The sequence below is a fragment of the Ruegeria sp. AG7 genome (assembly GCF_056541545.1).
The window spans coordinates 22,316-36,512 of record NZ_JBQFYP010000010.1 but is presented as its reverse complement, the minus strand read 5'-3'; the positions used below and the strand labels follow the sequence as shown (position 1 = coordinate 36,512).

Below are 14,197 nucleotides of genomic sequence, written 5' to 3'. Positions count from 1 at the left end.
AAGACAAGGCCCGGCAGCGCTGGCCGCCGGACCGGAAGGGCGCTAATGGATCAATTGGTGCCCCAGTATTTGGCTGTCAGTTCGTCCAGCGTTCCATCCTCCTGAATGGCTTTCAGACCAGCGTTAATTGCATCCACTGTCGGATCGCCTTCCTGAAACACGATGCCTAACGGGTCGGATTGCAGGCCTGTGATGCCAACAGTCAACTCGCCCGCAAATTCCTGTTCATAGGCCGCCGCTGAAGTGCCATCGATGATCACGCCCTGAACGTCCGCGTTCTGAAGCGCCAAAATGGCGGCCGAGAAGTTGTCGTAAAGGCTGACATTCTCGCGCCCAACAAGCTCTTCCGCCAATTGGGCGTTGGTCGTCGCAGTTTGCGCGGCCAGTTTCTGGCCACCGGCTTTGAAATCCTCAAGTGTCATGTCAGCATTATCGACCTGCAACAGAATGGCCTGGCTGACAACGATGTAAGGCTCGGAAAAGTCCATGGTTTCTTCGCGTTCCGGTGTGATCGACACGCCCGAGATAACCAGATCGAACTCACCCTGCTGAAGGGCCGCAAAGATACCATCCCAGGCGGTGTTTACGAAATTGGGGACGCAATTGACCTTCGCGCAGATTGCATTCATCACATCGACGTCAAAGCCCACGATCTCACCGGTTGTTTCATCCACGGTTTCCATCGGTGGGTATGTCGCATCGGTTCCGATTTTCAGAACACGACCTTCCAGGTCGGCAGCAAAGGCCGCTGGAGCCATCAGTGTTGTGAGTGTTGCAGCGGCAAGTAGGTTTTTAAACATTTTCAGGTACTCCTTTGTTGGATCAGGTGGTTTGCGCCGCATCCGGCGCCGGGGTGTCAGGTTGCCGCTCGATCAATGAGGCCCTGATCTTTTTCTGAATCTCGGACGGATCGACCCCGTCCAAAGCTTTCAACATGAACTCACCCAGCAGACGGCTTGTTTCAGCAATCGGCAAGTAATAAGTGCTGGGTGGCGGTACAAAATACTGGCTGAGCTTCAAGTCGTCGTTCGAGATGACCACAACGTCCCTTCCAACCTGCACTCCGGCTTTATCGGCAGCTGACAGCGCCCCAAGGGTTATGGCCTCATTAGCGCAGATGATGGCGCTCGGCGGTTTCGGCAACTCCATAAGCGTAGCAAATTTCTGCTGACCGGATTCCGCGGTGGTCGGGCCGGTGGAAACCAGTGTCGGGTCGAACTCCACACCGCATTCTGACAGCGCATCAGCATAACCCCTGCGGCGTTGCTGCGCATAGATCAGGTCATCCGGCGGGTTTATCAAAGCGATGCGGCGATGCCCCAGCCCAAGCAGCCTGGCGGTGGCATCATAAGCCGCTGCCTGACTGTCGAGATCCACATAAGGATGCGGTTGGGGGCTGTCGCTCATGCCGTATGTGACAAAAGGAAAGCCCTGCCCCTGCAGATACGCGACGCGTTCATCATGAACACGCGTGCCGGAAAAGATCACGCCATCAGCCTGCCCTTCCTGCACGATGGACTTCAACGTCTGCACCGCGGCCTCGCCATCACATGTGCTGAATACGCTCAACTGATAGCGCGTTCCTATTAGCGCATTGGATATTCCGGCCAGAATACGCGTAAACTCTACACCTTCCCACTCTTCCGCAGCATCGTTCGAAACACTGACCATGACCCCGATTCTATAGGATTTATTGGTGCGTAGCTTCAGGCCATCCAGATTCACCCGGTATCCCAGATCCGACGCAACTTTCTGAATCTCTTCCCGGGTTTCCCGTTTCACCGATACGGAATCCCGCAAAGCATTCGAGACTGTGCCAACGGAATACCCAGTACTTCTGGCAATCGATTTTATCGTCGCTCGCGCCATCACCCAAACCCTGCCAATTGTTCCGTCAAAAATGACCGACCCGTTTGCAGGGTGCGCACGTGATCATCGGTTTCGTCATGTTCGACAAACAGGTCCGTGCAGTTGGTCGAGGCAAGCGCACGCAGGGTTGCGTTCCAGTCAACTACGCCTTCGCCCAAATCGCGCCAGCGCGCGTCACCTGTTCCGCCTGCTGGGTCGATATCCTTTGCATGCACGGACAGGATTCGATTGGCGTGGCGGCGGATCGCGTCCGCCGGATCCAGACCAGCCGCAACCAGCCAACCGATATCTGGTTGCCAAAAGACATCTCCGCCGGCAAGGATCAGGTCAAGAGGTGTGTCACCAGCCTCACCGATAAGATCAAAATCATGATTGTGATACGCTAGGCTGATATCATGATCTGTCAGCTGATTTGCCCATTTGGACAACTGGCCCGACACCGCCCTCCATCCCTCGGCAGTGTCGGGCCGCACCTGGGGCGCCAGCCAAGGCATGACAGCCACCCGGCATTCCATTAGGTTTAATACTTCGACGATATCCGAAAATCGCCCTTCGAACTCTTCCCAATCAAAATGTGCAGACCGAACATTAAGGCCTGACCCGTAAATAGTGCCCGCCATCTGAGCAGGGGTCAGGCCGTGCAAGCCAGTGGTTTCGACATCTGAAAAACCGCAGGCCGCAACCAATTGCAGCCGATCTGCAAGATCACCGCATTGCCGCACTGTGTAGAGTTGGGCAGAAACTCGCATCCCTCACCTTTGAAACGTTTCAAATATGGTGAATTACGAGCTGTATCCTTGTCAAGCGCCGTATTGATTCGATCCGTACGCCAGCTTTGAATAAGGCTCCGAGCCTTTGCCTAAAACCCAGATGGGGTGGGAAATCGAGCCATTTTCCGCAACCGATTTCTGATCCGAACAATGAAGGGCTATACGAGCGAGCCACCAATCTGTATCACCAAAAACGGTATGGCGCGCGCAGAGGGTCTTCAGAATGATAATCGCATGGATTATCTCGACCGACACCTGGCTGCCGTAAGGGACGCTTTTGCACAAAATGTTCCGGTAAAGGGCTGTTTTGTTTGGTCACTACTGCGACAAATGCGAATGGGCCTTCGAATGTGGAAAAAGGTTTGGACTGGTGAACGTGAATTTTGAAACGCTTGAGAGAACACCCAAAGCGTCTTTCATGGCGCTAAAGTCTGCCCATTCCGGGGGTCAGAACGTCTCTCAGCCGTTAGCGCAACCATTCGGTGCGGTGCATGAGCATTGGAATCTGGTTGCTGACATAGGGGGCACCAACACGCGGCTGGGCGTGGTTACGAACGGAGAGCTGACAGCCCTGCGCAAGCGCCCAACGGGGACACTGGAAGATCTGCTGGAAGCGTTTCACGCGCTTCGGGATGAAATCGGAACAAATCCACAGGCGGTCGTGGCGGCGGGTGCAGGCCCTGTCCGGAATGGCACGATTCGGCTGACAAATGCCAATCTGGACCTGTCCGAGGCCGAATTGGCAAAAGCCACCGGCGCCAGTCATACGTTTGTAATCAATGATTTCACCGCTGCCGCGTGGTCGGTGGCAGAAGTAACCCAGAAAGATGTTGCCGTCTTGCAAGGTCACGCGACACCGCCCGCAGGCACGCGATTGGTGGTGGGTCCTGGCACCGGGCTTGGCGTGGGAGCGTTGCTGTTTTCCGAGGGCCACTATCACACAGTCTCCGGAGAAGGTGGTCATGTGGGTCTGTATCCGCGTCACCGCGACGAAGTTGACATCTTTGAAGCAGCCCGCAGCATTGCGCCTGAGTGTTTTTTTGGTGACAGCCTCGCACTGGAAGCTGAGATGTTCCTGAGCGGTACGGGCTTGCCTATCCTATATCAGGCGATCGGGCTGGCGGCAGGCCATATACAGACACCAACGCGCTCGGCGAAAGACATTCTGCTCGATGCCCGCGACCGTTCTGACCCCATCGCGGTACAAGCCGCTCGGATGTTCAACACCCATCTGGGGGCTTTGATGGGCGACATGGCTGTCACACTGATGCCTTCGGGCGGAGTGTTTCTTGTTGGCGGCGTCGCGGAAAAGAATCGCTGGTTATTCGGCGAAGAGTTCCGGGAAGCGTTCAACGGCGGTGGCCGTTTCAGCGAGCTGCGCCGCTCGTTGAACCTGTATGTCTCCGAGCAAGCAGAGTTCGGCATTATCGGGGCGAACAATTTCTGCAAGAACGCTTTGATGCGATAACAAGTCTCCCTGACAAAATACTCTGAAAAGGACTACGAAATGATCCTGTGCTGTGGTGAAGCCCTGATCGACATGATTTCCGAGCCGACAGTGTCGGGCGAACAAGGATTTGTACCGCACACAGGTGGGGCGATATTGAACACGGCGGTCGCAGTCGGTCGTCTGGGTGTTTCCGTCGGAATGCTAACCGGCGTGTCGTCTGACATGTTTGGCCAACAAATTACAAAGACGCTGAATTCAAGCCATGTTGACACGTCACATGTGATTATCTCTGACCGCCCCACGACCCTTGCCTTCGTACAGCTAAAAGACGGTCACGCCACTTACAGCTTTGTCGATGAAAACACCGCCGGACGAATGCTGCAACCCGAGGACATGCCGGACCAGCTAACAGCCGTGTCCGCCCTGTATCTTGGGGGTATCAGCCTGGCATGTGAACCCTGCGCGGATGCCTATGCCTCACTTCTGAATCGCCACGGAGCGGATCGCGCAGTGATGTTGGACCCGAATATCCGACCGGGATTCATCAAGGACCAGACCCGGTATCGGACCCGCCTGAACCGCATGATCGCACAGTCCGATATTGTGAAGGTTTCAGACGAGGATCTTGACTGGATCATCCCGGGAGCCGAACCCGAGGGTGCCAAAGCGTCTCTTTTGTTGCAAACCGGCCCGTCAGCCCTCATCGTGACCAGGGGTGGCGACGGAGCGAATGGGTACCTGGCCGATGGTTCCAAGGTTTCGGTTCCGGTGAAACCTGTTCAGGTTGTCGACACAATCGGCGCGGGCGACACGTTTAATGCTGGGGTTTTGACCGAACTCAACCGCGCAGGGAATTTGACAAAGCAGGGGCTGCGCAATCTGACCTCCGAAAGCTTGCGGGCGGCCATGACGTTGGGCGCAACTGTTGCCGCAGTAACAGTATCACGCGCCGGGGCAGAACCGCCCTGGGCACACGAAATTTGATTGTCGGCAAAAACCCGAAAAATCGAACTGGTGACAATCGCATCAAGTCCGAGGGCCGTGGCTGCGGAGTTTGCGACCGCCTGGCAGGCTCACAAATTACGTTAGGCCACGGCAGAAAAGTATCTATCGCTTCCGGGCAATGATCCACACGGGATGATATGTCAGCGAGACCCCGCGATCCGTGCCGAACTCCTTAGCGTATACGTTTTCGAACCGAGCCAGCGTGGACTTGGTCCATGTTCCTTGCGCCCTGCCGTTTACACCTGTTCTTCGCAAATACCTAAGAACCTCGCGAGGCGTATCGAAGTAGGTTCGCCTCAGACTTTCACCAACGGCCAATTTCTGCATCGGGCCGTCGACAGCAGCGGCAAGAGCAGCCGGAGTAGTAAGACCCGGTGCACGCGCAGCTGATCCGATCGCGCTAAGCTCTCGATATTGCTGAGGGCCAAAACCCGAAACCGCCAACCACCCGCCGGGCTCCAGCGCGTCCATCGCTCTGTGAAGCAATTGCAACGGGCTTTCCATCCATTGGATCATCGAAGCCGAGACGATCAGATCAATCCGGGAGGGCCAGTGAACTTCACGCGCATCACCGGCAATGAACGTGGCCTTTTCCGCATCCGCTGTTGCCTGAGCCTGTGGTGCGATGTCGTTCAATATGAAGTTTGGCAGGTGAAAGCTTTGTCGCATCAGACGGGTCAGATGCCCTGTGCCACATCCCAGCTCGAAGACAGTTTCAAAGCGGTCCGGAGCTCCGGCACGACGCAGTTCAGACACCAGCTTGCCTGCGACCCAGGCTTGTTGACTTGCTGTGTCGTGGTAGGTTTGAAAGCTTCTGCTAAAGCTCCGCTGCACCCTGTCTGCCAGTTGCGCTGTCATGATACCCAACTCGCCCAACTTTGCTCCGGTAGGAATGGTACGTGCGGCGCCGCCACACGCTCGACGCGGGCCGAGGTTGAGGCCCATGCGGCTTCTTGGGCCGTAGTCGGAATGATCCGGTCGTTTGTGGGTATCCACACCCTGTCAAAACCCGGATCAGGGGCAGGCCCGCGCTGGATCACGGAAAAAAGCTCTTGCTTCGCCGCGACTATATCGAGTTCCGGGGGCTCACTTGGCAAACCTGCACGGCGGCAGAACTTGGCGAAGCTGCGCTCGGAAAGCTGAGCCGCTGTTGCCTTGATCATGTCGGGCGCAATACCACGTTCCGGGCACGCAGGGTGCAAAGTGCCGCTGATGGCGATCAATCGGTCGGGACGAAAGCCCGAGCACGCCAGCCAATGCGCAGCCGACGAGACACCGAAGGAAAAGGCCAGCATATCAATGTGATCGAAACGGGCGAGATCAGGCAGGGGATCATCGAGACTGATGTAGCCTTCCACCAACAGAGTATTTCCGCCCCCCGTAAGACCCCGGAACGGAGCATCGCCCAGTGCCCATCCACCAAACACAAGGGTCAGAGTACTGTCATCTGATTGCGCCAGCCAACGGCTTTTCATTCCTGCCCCCCAGCCAGAGCAAGCATCGCGGACGTTACCCTGCTCAGTTCGTCAGGTGAAATAACATAGGGAGGCATGCAATAAATATTGCGAGCAAACGGGCGCAACCACACACCGGTTTCCGTAGCCAACCCATGTGCGATGGAGGGGTCGACCCGCTCATCCATCTCGATGACGCCAATTGCGCCGAGCACACGCACATCTGTAACACCGGGCAAATTGCGTGCGGGCGCGAGTTCGGCCTTCATCTGCTGCGAGATTGATGCAACTTCCTGCTTCCAGTTTCGCTGTTGCAACTGGTCGAGGCTCGCCACCCCTGCCGAACAAGCCAGAGGGTTGGCCATGTAGGTGGGACCGTGCATCAAAACTCCGGCCTCACTTTCACCGATCCCGCGAGCGACGGCCTCAGTCGCGATAGTGGCGGCCAAGGTGATATGCCCACCGGTCAGCGCCTTGCCAAGACACAGGATATCCGGAACCACCCCGGAGTGATCCATTGCAAACATCTCGCCACTGCGTCCGAAACCGGTCGCGATCTCATCGAAGATCAGCAAAACGTCATGCGCATCACACAAGGCACGCGCCCCACGTAACCAGGCGGGGTGATAGAAATACATCCCACCTGCGCCCTGCACCACCGGTTCAAGGATCAGTGCGGCTATTCTGTTCCCTTTGTCGTGCAGCAGCGCCTCCAGCGCCTCCAACCCGTTCTCGGAAGGATCGTCGAGCCAGACATCGCCAAATTGAATGTGAGGGCGTGGCAGAAAGTGCTGGATCGACAACGCACCGCGAAACAGGCCATGCATCCCGTTGACGGGATCACAAACGCTCATCGCCTTCCATGTGTCGCCATGATAGCCACCACGGATCGTGGCAAATTCAGACCGTTCGCCCCGGCCTTTGGCAATCTGGTACTGGACTGCCATCTTCAACGCGACTTCGATCGCGACCGAGCCGCTGTCACTGTAGAAAATGCGATCCAGCCCAACTGGCAGAAGGTCGACCAACCTGCGGCCAAGTTCCACGGCGGGTTCGTGGGTCAGACCGCCAAACATCACATGCGGCAGTGTATTCAGCTGCTTTTGCATCGCATCGATGATGGCCGGGTGCCTGTGCCCATGCACCGTACACCACCAGGACGACATTGCGTCGATCATTCTGACGCCATCAGCACGCGTCAGCCAGACACCTTCTGCCCCGGTAATCAGGTGCATCGGGCCAGGTTCAAGCACATGTGTATAAGGGTGCCACAGATGGCGCGCATCAAATTCCAACGGGGTCACAGGAACCTCCGAATGGTCGCCACATCGATTGCCGAAAATGCACTGTTCAGGCTCCGCGGTGTCAGGTCGCTCAGAAATGGCAGGCGTCCCAGATGATGCACTTTACACATCTCGACGATGGTTTGCTCTACGTCCGGCACGGGGTCACCCACGAATGCGACGCCGACTACCTCGCAGCCAACAGCCCGAAGCGCCATCAGAGACAATGTGGTGTGGTTGATCGTTCCCAAGGCGGTGCGCGCAACAAGAACAACCGGAGCCTGCCATCCGGCAATCAGGTCCAGAAAGAACGACTGGCGGTTCAGCGGCACCATAAGGCCCCCTGCGCCTTCGACAACAAGAGGCCCGTCCACTTTCGGAATTTCAAGACGCGAGAAGTCAATCTCAATACCCATGTCTTCGGCAGACAGATGCGGTGAAGCGGGCATGTTCAGCCGGTACGCTTCGGGCAGGACCTCGGCACCGCTCAGCGCGCTGACGGTTTCAGTGTCCGTAGCATCCTCAAGACCAGACTGAACAGGCTTCCAGTACCGGGCCTGCAAAGCTGCCGCCAGACCAGCTGAAAACACGGTTTTTCCAACACCTGTGTCGGTTCCGGTAACGATCAGCGCGCTCATGCGGCCTCCGACTGACAGATTGCGATGGTTGATAACAGGGTCGAGATATCCTGAAGGGTGACATTTCCGGTAATCGAGACGCGCAACCGGGATGTGCCTTTTGGGACAGTGGGCGGGCGGATGCCCCGAACGTCAAAACCCTGCTGCTGCAAAGTGGCCGCCATCGCCATTGTGCGCTCGTCATCTCCCAGTACAACCGGAATGATCTGGCTGTTCAACGCGGCTGCGGGCAACCCCAGTTGCCGTGCGGCGTCATGGGCATGGCGCATACGTTCATGCGCGCCTTCAATCAGGCTGACATCCTCGGCCAGTTCCCGTAGCGCAGCACGAACCAGAGAAGCGTTCAAAGGCGACGGAGCGGTCGCAAAGATGAAGGGACGAGCGCGGTTGATCAGGGTATCAATCATCACGCGCGGACCGCAGATCAGCCCGCCTGAGACACCAAGCCCTTTACCGCAGGTATGCAATGTCAGCAGATCAGCGTTCAGGTCATGCGCAAGACCCCTGCCTCGCTCTCCGAAAACGCCGGTTGCGTGGGCCTCATCAACAACCAAAACCGCATCAGCTTCGCGCGCAAGTACGGACAGGTCTTCCAGCGGCGCCAGATCACCTTCCATGGAATACACGCTTTCGACGGCAATCCAGACCTGACCCGAACCGCCTGTAGATTGCCAGTCGCGCAATACGTTGCGTGCATCCGCAACGTCATTGTGGCGGAAGGTACGCAGGTCTGCACGGCTGGCCCGCATACCTTCATGGGCGCTCGCGTGAACCAGCGCGTCATAAAGGACCAAGTCCTCAGCCGCAGGCAACGTGGAGAAGATCGCCTGATTGGCCTGGAACCCGCCTCCCATGAACAGCGCGGCCTCAGCTCCGAAGAATGCGGCCGCTTCCCGCTCCAGCACTTCATGTTCAGGGTGGTTGCCCCGCAACAGACGTGAACCTCCCGAACCTACAGGTACACCCCGCGACAGCGCGTCATGCGCCGCGCGCTGTAACACTTGAGATCCAGCAAGACCCAGATAGTCATTTGACGCGAAATCCAGCCCTTGCGTCGGGATCAAGGCCCGGCGGCGGTGCCGGGCTTGAAGCGCATCAAGCATCGATTCCAATCGGTTGACTGCTTTCATTCGGCAGCTTCCGTGCAGTTTCGCGTTTCGGCTTTTTCGGCCTGAAGACCAAGTTTCGCAAACAGGACCGCGTCGGTGTCTTCTTCGGGGTTTTCTGCTGTCAGAAGCGTTTCGCCAACAAAGATCGAGTTGGCACCGGCGAAAAAGCACATCGCCTGCATCTCGTCACTCATGTCGCTGCGCCCGGCCGAAAGCCGCACATAGGACTTGGGCATCAATATGCGGGCCGTTGCTATGATCCGCACAAAGTCGATCGGGTCAATCGGCTCGGCGTCGGCAAGTGGGGTATCGGCCTGCGGCATCAACATATTGATCGGCACCGAGTCAGGTGGAGGCGTCATGTTGGCCAATGTCAGCAACATGTCGATACGGTCGCCAGTATGTTCACCCATCCCCAGAATGCCGCCTGAGCAAACCTTGATCCCTGCTTCCTGCACCCGGTTCATCGTATCAATCCTATCCGCAAAGGTACGGGTGGTGATGACTTCGGAGTAATAGCGTTCCGAGGTGTCAATGTTGTGATTGTAATAGTCCAAACCGGCATCGCGCAGCTGCACCACCTGGGTGTCGTCGAGCATACCCAGCGTCATGCAGGTTTCCATGCCCAGTTCCTTGACGCCCTCGACCATCGCGACCAGCGCATCCATGTCACGCGCCTTTGGCTCGCGCCACGCCGCCCCCATGCAGAACCGGGTCGCGCCACCATCGCGGGCTTTCTTGGCCTCGGTCAGAACGCGCTGAACCTCGATCAGCTTCGATGCTGGCAAGGTTGATCCATTACGGGCTGATTGCGAGCAATAGGCGCAATCCTCGGCGCAGCCACCCGTCTTGATCGACAATAGCTTCGAGGTCTGGATCTGGTTCGGATCAAAGTTTTCGCGATGCACGGTCTGCGCACGAAACAAAAGATCCATCAGCGGAAGATCGTGAATAGCTTGCGCAGTTTTACGGGTCCAGCCGGAGTGTGGGATGATCATTTTATCTATAAAACTCTCTGCAGCTTGCGTTGCTGTGAATTTATTATCGATAAAACTTGAATACGCAACTGTGTTGGCGCAAACGATCTTAAATCAAGCGGAAATGCCGCGCCTTCAGAAATCGAGCCCCAGATCGACGGTGCGGGCAGAATGCGTCAAGGCACCGGACGAGATGTAATCCACCCCTGTCGCCGCGATCGATGCGACCCGTTCCAAGGTCACGTTGCCGCTGGCTTCGGTCTTCAACCGCCCGCCCACCATGGCAACCGCTTCGCGCAGCATATCATTGTCCATGTTGTCCAGTAAAACAACCGAAGCCCCGCCAACGTCCAGCACTTCGGAAAGCTGGTCCAGTCGATCAACCTCAATCTCGACCGCCATCATGTGACTGGCCTTTGCCTTAGCGGCTTCAAGAACCTTACGGATGCCGCCTGCCGCAGCAATGTGGTTGTCCTTGATCAGGATCGCATCTGACAAGGAATAGCGGTGGTTGAAACCGCCACCGTGCAGCACGGCCTGTTTTTCCACGATGCGCAGACCTGGCGTTGTCTTGCGTGTACAGGTCATACGGGCTGTTGTGCCGTTGGTCTGCTCCACAAATGCGGCTGTCATTGTGGCAATACCCGTCAGGCGACCGGCAAAGTTCAGAGCGACACGTTCGCCGGACAGGATCGATGCGGCAGAGCCCTTGATGGTCATCAGCGTATCACCGCGTGCGCAACGCGAACCATCCTTGATCCGCACGTCAACCTCAAGCGACGGATCCACAAGCCGGAACGCGATTGCAGCAACTTGCATCCCCGACACGACAGCGTTTTCGCGTGCGTTCAGGCTGGCTGTATAGGTTGTTTCCTGTGAGATCACGGCGCGGGTTGTCACATCACCGTAGCTTCCCAGATCCTCCATCAGCGCAGCGCGGACCACGGGTTCCAGAATCAGATCCGGCAGGATTGCATATGTCATGACAGTTCCTCGCAGGCTTTGGCCCGAATGCTCATTGCTTCGGACAAATACATCCGGGACCGCTCTCCGGGCCCATCATTGGCTTTTGGAAAGTCGGATCGCTTGTGCGCACCGCGGCTTTCTTCGCGCTGCAAGGCTGCGGCAGCGATCAAGGTCGCGGTTGCACACATGTTGCGAAATGACGGGCAGGCATCGTGCTGCGCCTCCAACTGCGCAATAGATTGCAGAGCACGGATTAGGCCCGCCCGGTCCCGGACAACGCCCACGTCGCGCGTCATGGTTTCGCGCAACTCCTGGATAGATTTTGTTGTGTCCGGGGACATTACCTGAACAAACTGCAATGCAACAGGGTCGGCATTTGACACCACCGGAACGGATGCCCCGATACTTTCGGCGCAGATGCGTGCAAAGACAAGCGCCTCAAGCAACCCGTTCGAGGCCAACCGGTTGGCACCGTGAAGGCCTGTCGAAGATGCCTCGCCGCAGACCCAAAGCCCGTCAAGTGTCGCGCGACCGTCAGTGTCGGTGGCAATACCGCCCATGTGATAATGCGCTGCCGGTGCGACCGGAATCGGTTCGTTGACCGGGTCGACGCCATTGCGCGCGCAGTATTCAGCAACTGCCGGGAACAGGTCCGTTATCTTCGAGCCCAATGCGGTGCGGGTGTCCAGCTTGGGTCGGTTACCTGCCTGCACTTCGGCAAAAATTGCACGCGCGACGACGTCTCGCGGGGCGAGTTCTGCGTCCGGATGAACAGATAACATGAACCGCTCACCCTTATTGTTGATCAGGGTTGCCCCTTCGCCGCGCAACGCTTCGGTTGCCAGCGGTGCCGGATCTTCGCCAACATCCATTGCCGTCGGATGAAACTGAACGAATTCGGCGTCAGCAATAAGTGCACCAGCACGCGCGGCCATCCCGATGACCTGCCCGCGAATGCGCGCCGGGTTGGTCGTCAAGGCATACAACCCGCCAGAGCCACCCCCGGCAAGCAACACAGCAGGCCCGCAGAGCGTAACGGGCTCGGACCCCGTTTCTGATGCGTCCTGAACCGTGACACCAGTCACCCGACCGTTGGATACGTCCAGCGCCGTGGCAAGGACACCTTCCAACACCTGAACCGAGGACGTTTCATGCACCCGTTCGATCAGGGCAGCCATGATTTCACTACCTGCCTGATCCCCTTTCACCCGTACGACACGCGCGAAGCTATGCGCCGCTTCGCGTGACAACACATAACTGCCATCCTTGGTGCGATCGAATGGCGTGCCCAATGTCGTCAGGTCGAGGATATATTGACGCGCCTCGCGCGTGACCAGATCGGCAACAGCCGGAACGACTATGCCAGCGCCAGCCATTACGGTGTCCAGGCTGTGGCTTTCCGGGCTGTCCGACAAATCCATTGCTGCGGCCACACCGCCTTGCGCCCATGAGGAACTTGCACCTTCACCCAAAGCATCCGGTGAGATTACAACCACTGGTCGCGGCGCGAGCTTCAATGCTGCATAAAGCGCACCGATGCCAGCCCCCACAATAATGACGCGATCCGTGGTGACTTTGGTCATTTCAGATCAAATGCCGAGCTTGCGGGACAGATCAATCATCGCCTGAACGGATTTGCGCGCCTTTTCAGCCACATCTTCGGCGACCTCGACCTGCCCTTCCATCGTGTGCAGGGCGTAGAGGATCTTTTCAAGCGTGATCTTCTTCATATACGGGCACATGTTGCATGGCCCGACAAATTCGACCTCGGGCAATTCATCGGCAATGTTGGATGCCATCGAACACTCGGTGATCAGCATCGCCTTTTTCGGCTTTTCATCATGCACGTATTTGATGATGCCGCTGGTCGAGCCGGAATAGTCTGCCTCGGCCACCACATCCGGCGGGCATTCAGGATGCGCGATCAGCCGTGTTCCCGGGTTCCATTCGCGGAAGTCGCGCAAGTCCTGTGCGGTGTATTGTTCATGCACGATGCAAGAGCCGGGCCAATACACCACGTTCTTGTGGCTTTGATTGGCAACATTCTGCGCCAGATACTGATCCGGTGTCATGATGACCGTATCGCTTACCATGGCGTTCACGATCTGAAGTGCGTTCGAAGAGGTGCAGCAGATATCCGAGGCTGCTTTTACCTCAGCAGTGGTGTTTACATAGGACACAACCGGCGCGCCGGGGTATTTGGCGCGCATTTCATCGATTCCCTCAGCGGTAATCGATTCTGCCAATGAACAACCGGCTTCCATGTCGGGCATCAGAACAGTCTTCTGAGGGCTGAGGATCTTCGACGTCTCGGCCATGAAATGAACACCGGCCTGAACGATCACATCTTCTTCGACCTCACTAGCCTTGATCGCAAGCTGCAAACTGTCCCCAACGAAATCGGACACACCGTGAAAAATCTCGGGCGTCATGTAATTGTGCCCAAGGATCACGGCGTTACGTTCTTTCTTGAGCGTATTGATGGCCCGCACGTAAGGCGCGTAGATCGCCCAATCCGGTGGGCTGACCACGCGATCCATGCGGGCAAACGTGTCTTTCATCTCATTGGCCAGAGAGGCCGATGGGGCAAGGTCATAAACGTCCGAAATCACCGAGCGGACATGTGCAATATCGAGCAACGGGTAGCCACCTTTGTCAGTTGCCTTCAACCCCTCG

15 protein-coding genes are annotated in these 14,197 nt (G+C 57.2%); 3 read left to right on the top strand and 12 right to left on the bottom strand.

Features of this window, described 5'->3' with window-relative positions; all coding sequences use genetic code 11:
- Nucleotides 1–50 precede the first annotated feature (50 nt).
- The 3 genes from ACR0BF_RS13920 to ACR0BF_RS13910 are packed head-to-tail and all read right to left on the bottom strand — an operon-like array spanning nucleotide 51 to nucleotide 2,618.
- Nucleotides 51–800, bottom strand: coding sequence for a basic amino acid ABC transporter substrate-binding protein (locus ACR0BF_RS13920; protein ID WP_480483651.1), 750 nt, complete (start codon nucleotides 798–800; stop codon nucleotides 51–53).
- A 22-nt stretch (nucleotides 801–822) separates the two neighbouring features.
- Complete coding sequence (locus ACR0BF_RS13915) at nucleotides 823–1,869, bottom strand: LacI family transcriptional regulator (RefSeq protein ID WP_480605626.1); 1,047 nt, start codon at nucleotides 1,867–1,869, stop codon at nucleotides 823–825.
- Nucleotides 1,869–2,618: a sugar phosphate isomerase/epimerase family protein gene (locus tag ACR0BF_RS13910; RefSeq protein WP_480625137.1), complete on the bottom strand. Its 750-nt coding sequence runs from the start codon at nucleotides 2,616–2,618 to the stop codon at nucleotides 1,869–1,871. The genes ACR0BF_RS13915 and ACR0BF_RS13910 overlap by 1 nt, the downstream gene beginning before the upstream one ends.
- 171 nt (nucleotides 2,619–2,789) lie before the next feature.
- On the opposite strand from ACR0BF_RS13910, the gene ACR0BF_RS13905 reads away from it, so the two are divergent.
- The 3 genes from ACR0BF_RS13905 to ACR0BF_RS13895 are packed head-to-tail and all read left to right on the top strand — an operon-like array spanning nucleotide 2,790 to nucleotide 5,073.
- Entirely contained in the window at nucleotides 2,790–3,026 is a 237-nt protein-coding gene (locus ACR0BF_RS13905; RefSeq protein ID WP_480625136.1) for a family 1 glycosylhydrolase, read from the top strand.
- Nucleotides 3,010–4,107, top strand: coding sequence for a glucokinase (locus ACR0BF_RS13900; RefSeq protein WP_480483647.1), 1,098 nt, complete (start codon nucleotides 3,010–3,012; stop codon nucleotides 4,105–4,107). Before ACR0BF_RS13905 ends, ACR0BF_RS13900 begins: the two co-directional genes overlap by 17 nt.
- Nucleotides 4,108–4,146: 39 nt before the next feature.
- On the top strand, nucleotides 4,147–5,073 hold the full coding sequence (locus ACR0BF_RS13895) for a carbohydrate kinase family protein (RefSeq protein WP_480519802.1): 927 nt from the start codon (nucleotides 4,147–4,149) through the stop codon (nucleotides 5,071–5,073).
- A 123-nt stretch (nucleotides 5,074–5,196) separates the two neighbouring features.
- On the opposite strand, the gene ACR0BF_RS13890 is transcribed toward ACR0BF_RS13895, so the two are convergent.
- The 9 genes from ACR0BF_RS13890 to nadA form a co-directional block, all read right to left on the bottom strand.
- Nucleotides 5,197–5,952, bottom strand: coding sequence for a methyltransferase domain-containing protein (locus ACR0BF_RS13890; RefSeq protein WP_480519800.1), 756 nt, complete (start codon nucleotides 5,950–5,952; stop codon nucleotides 5,197–5,199).
- Entirely contained in the window at nucleotides 5,949–6,569 is a 621-nt protein-coding gene (locus ACR0BF_RS13885; RefSeq protein ID WP_480554877.1) for a pimeloyl-ACP methyl esterase BioG family protein, read from the bottom strand. The genes ACR0BF_RS13890 and ACR0BF_RS13885 overlap by 4 nt, the downstream gene beginning before the upstream one ends.
- On the bottom strand, nucleotides 6,566–7,852 hold the full coding sequence (gene bioA / locus ACR0BF_RS13880) for an adenosylmethionine--8-amino-7-oxononanoate transaminase (protein ID WP_480625135.1): 1,287 nt from the start codon (nucleotides 7,850–7,852) through the stop codon (nucleotides 6,566–6,568). The genes ACR0BF_RS13885 and bioA overlap by 4 nt, the downstream gene beginning before the upstream one ends.
- Nucleotides 7,849–8,469 carry a dethiobiotin synthase gene (bioD, locus tag ACR0BF_RS13875; RefSeq protein ID WP_480625134.1) on the bottom strand — a complete coding sequence of 207 codons (621 nt, stop codon included), beginning with the start codon at nucleotides 8,467–8,469 and terminating at the stop codon, nucleotides 7,849–7,851. Before bioD ends, bioA begins: the two co-directional genes overlap by 4 nt.
- Nucleotides 8,466–9,599, bottom strand: coding sequence for an 8-amino-7-oxononanoate synthase (locus tag ACR0BF_RS13870; RefSeq protein ID WP_480625133.1), 1,134 nt, complete (start codon nucleotides 9,597–9,599; stop codon nucleotides 8,466–8,468). Before ACR0BF_RS13870 ends, bioD begins: the two co-directional genes overlap by 4 nt.
- On the bottom strand, nucleotides 9,596–10,576 hold the full coding sequence (gene bioB, locus ACR0BF_RS13865; RefSeq protein ID WP_209507670.1) for a biotin synthase BioB: 981 nt from the start codon (nucleotides 10,574–10,576) through the stop codon (nucleotides 9,596–9,598). The genes ACR0BF_RS13870 and bioB overlap by 4 nt, the downstream gene beginning before the upstream one ends.
- A gap of 114 nt (nucleotides 10,577–10,690) precedes the next feature.
- Entirely contained in the window at nucleotides 10,691–11,539 is an 849-nt protein-coding gene (gene nadC / locus ACR0BF_RS13860; protein ID WP_480625132.1) for a carboxylating nicotinate-nucleotide diphosphorylase, read from the bottom strand.
- The gene (locus ACR0BF_RS13855; RefSeq protein WP_480605602.1) at nucleotides 11,536–13,104 is read right to left on the bottom strand and encodes an L-aspartate oxidase; all 1,569 of its coding nucleotides are present in this window, start codon (nucleotides 13,102–13,104) and stop codon (nucleotides 11,536–11,538) included. Before ACR0BF_RS13855 ends, nadC begins: the two co-directional genes overlap by 4 nt.
- Before the next feature lie 6 nt (nucleotides 13,105–13,110).
- Nucleotides 13,111–14,160, bottom strand: coding sequence for a quinolinate synthase NadA (nadA, locus tag ACR0BF_RS13850; protein ID WP_480605599.1), 1,050 nt, complete (start codon nucleotides 14,158–14,160; stop codon nucleotides 13,111–13,113).
- Nucleotides 14,161–14,197 lie beyond the last annotated feature (37 nt).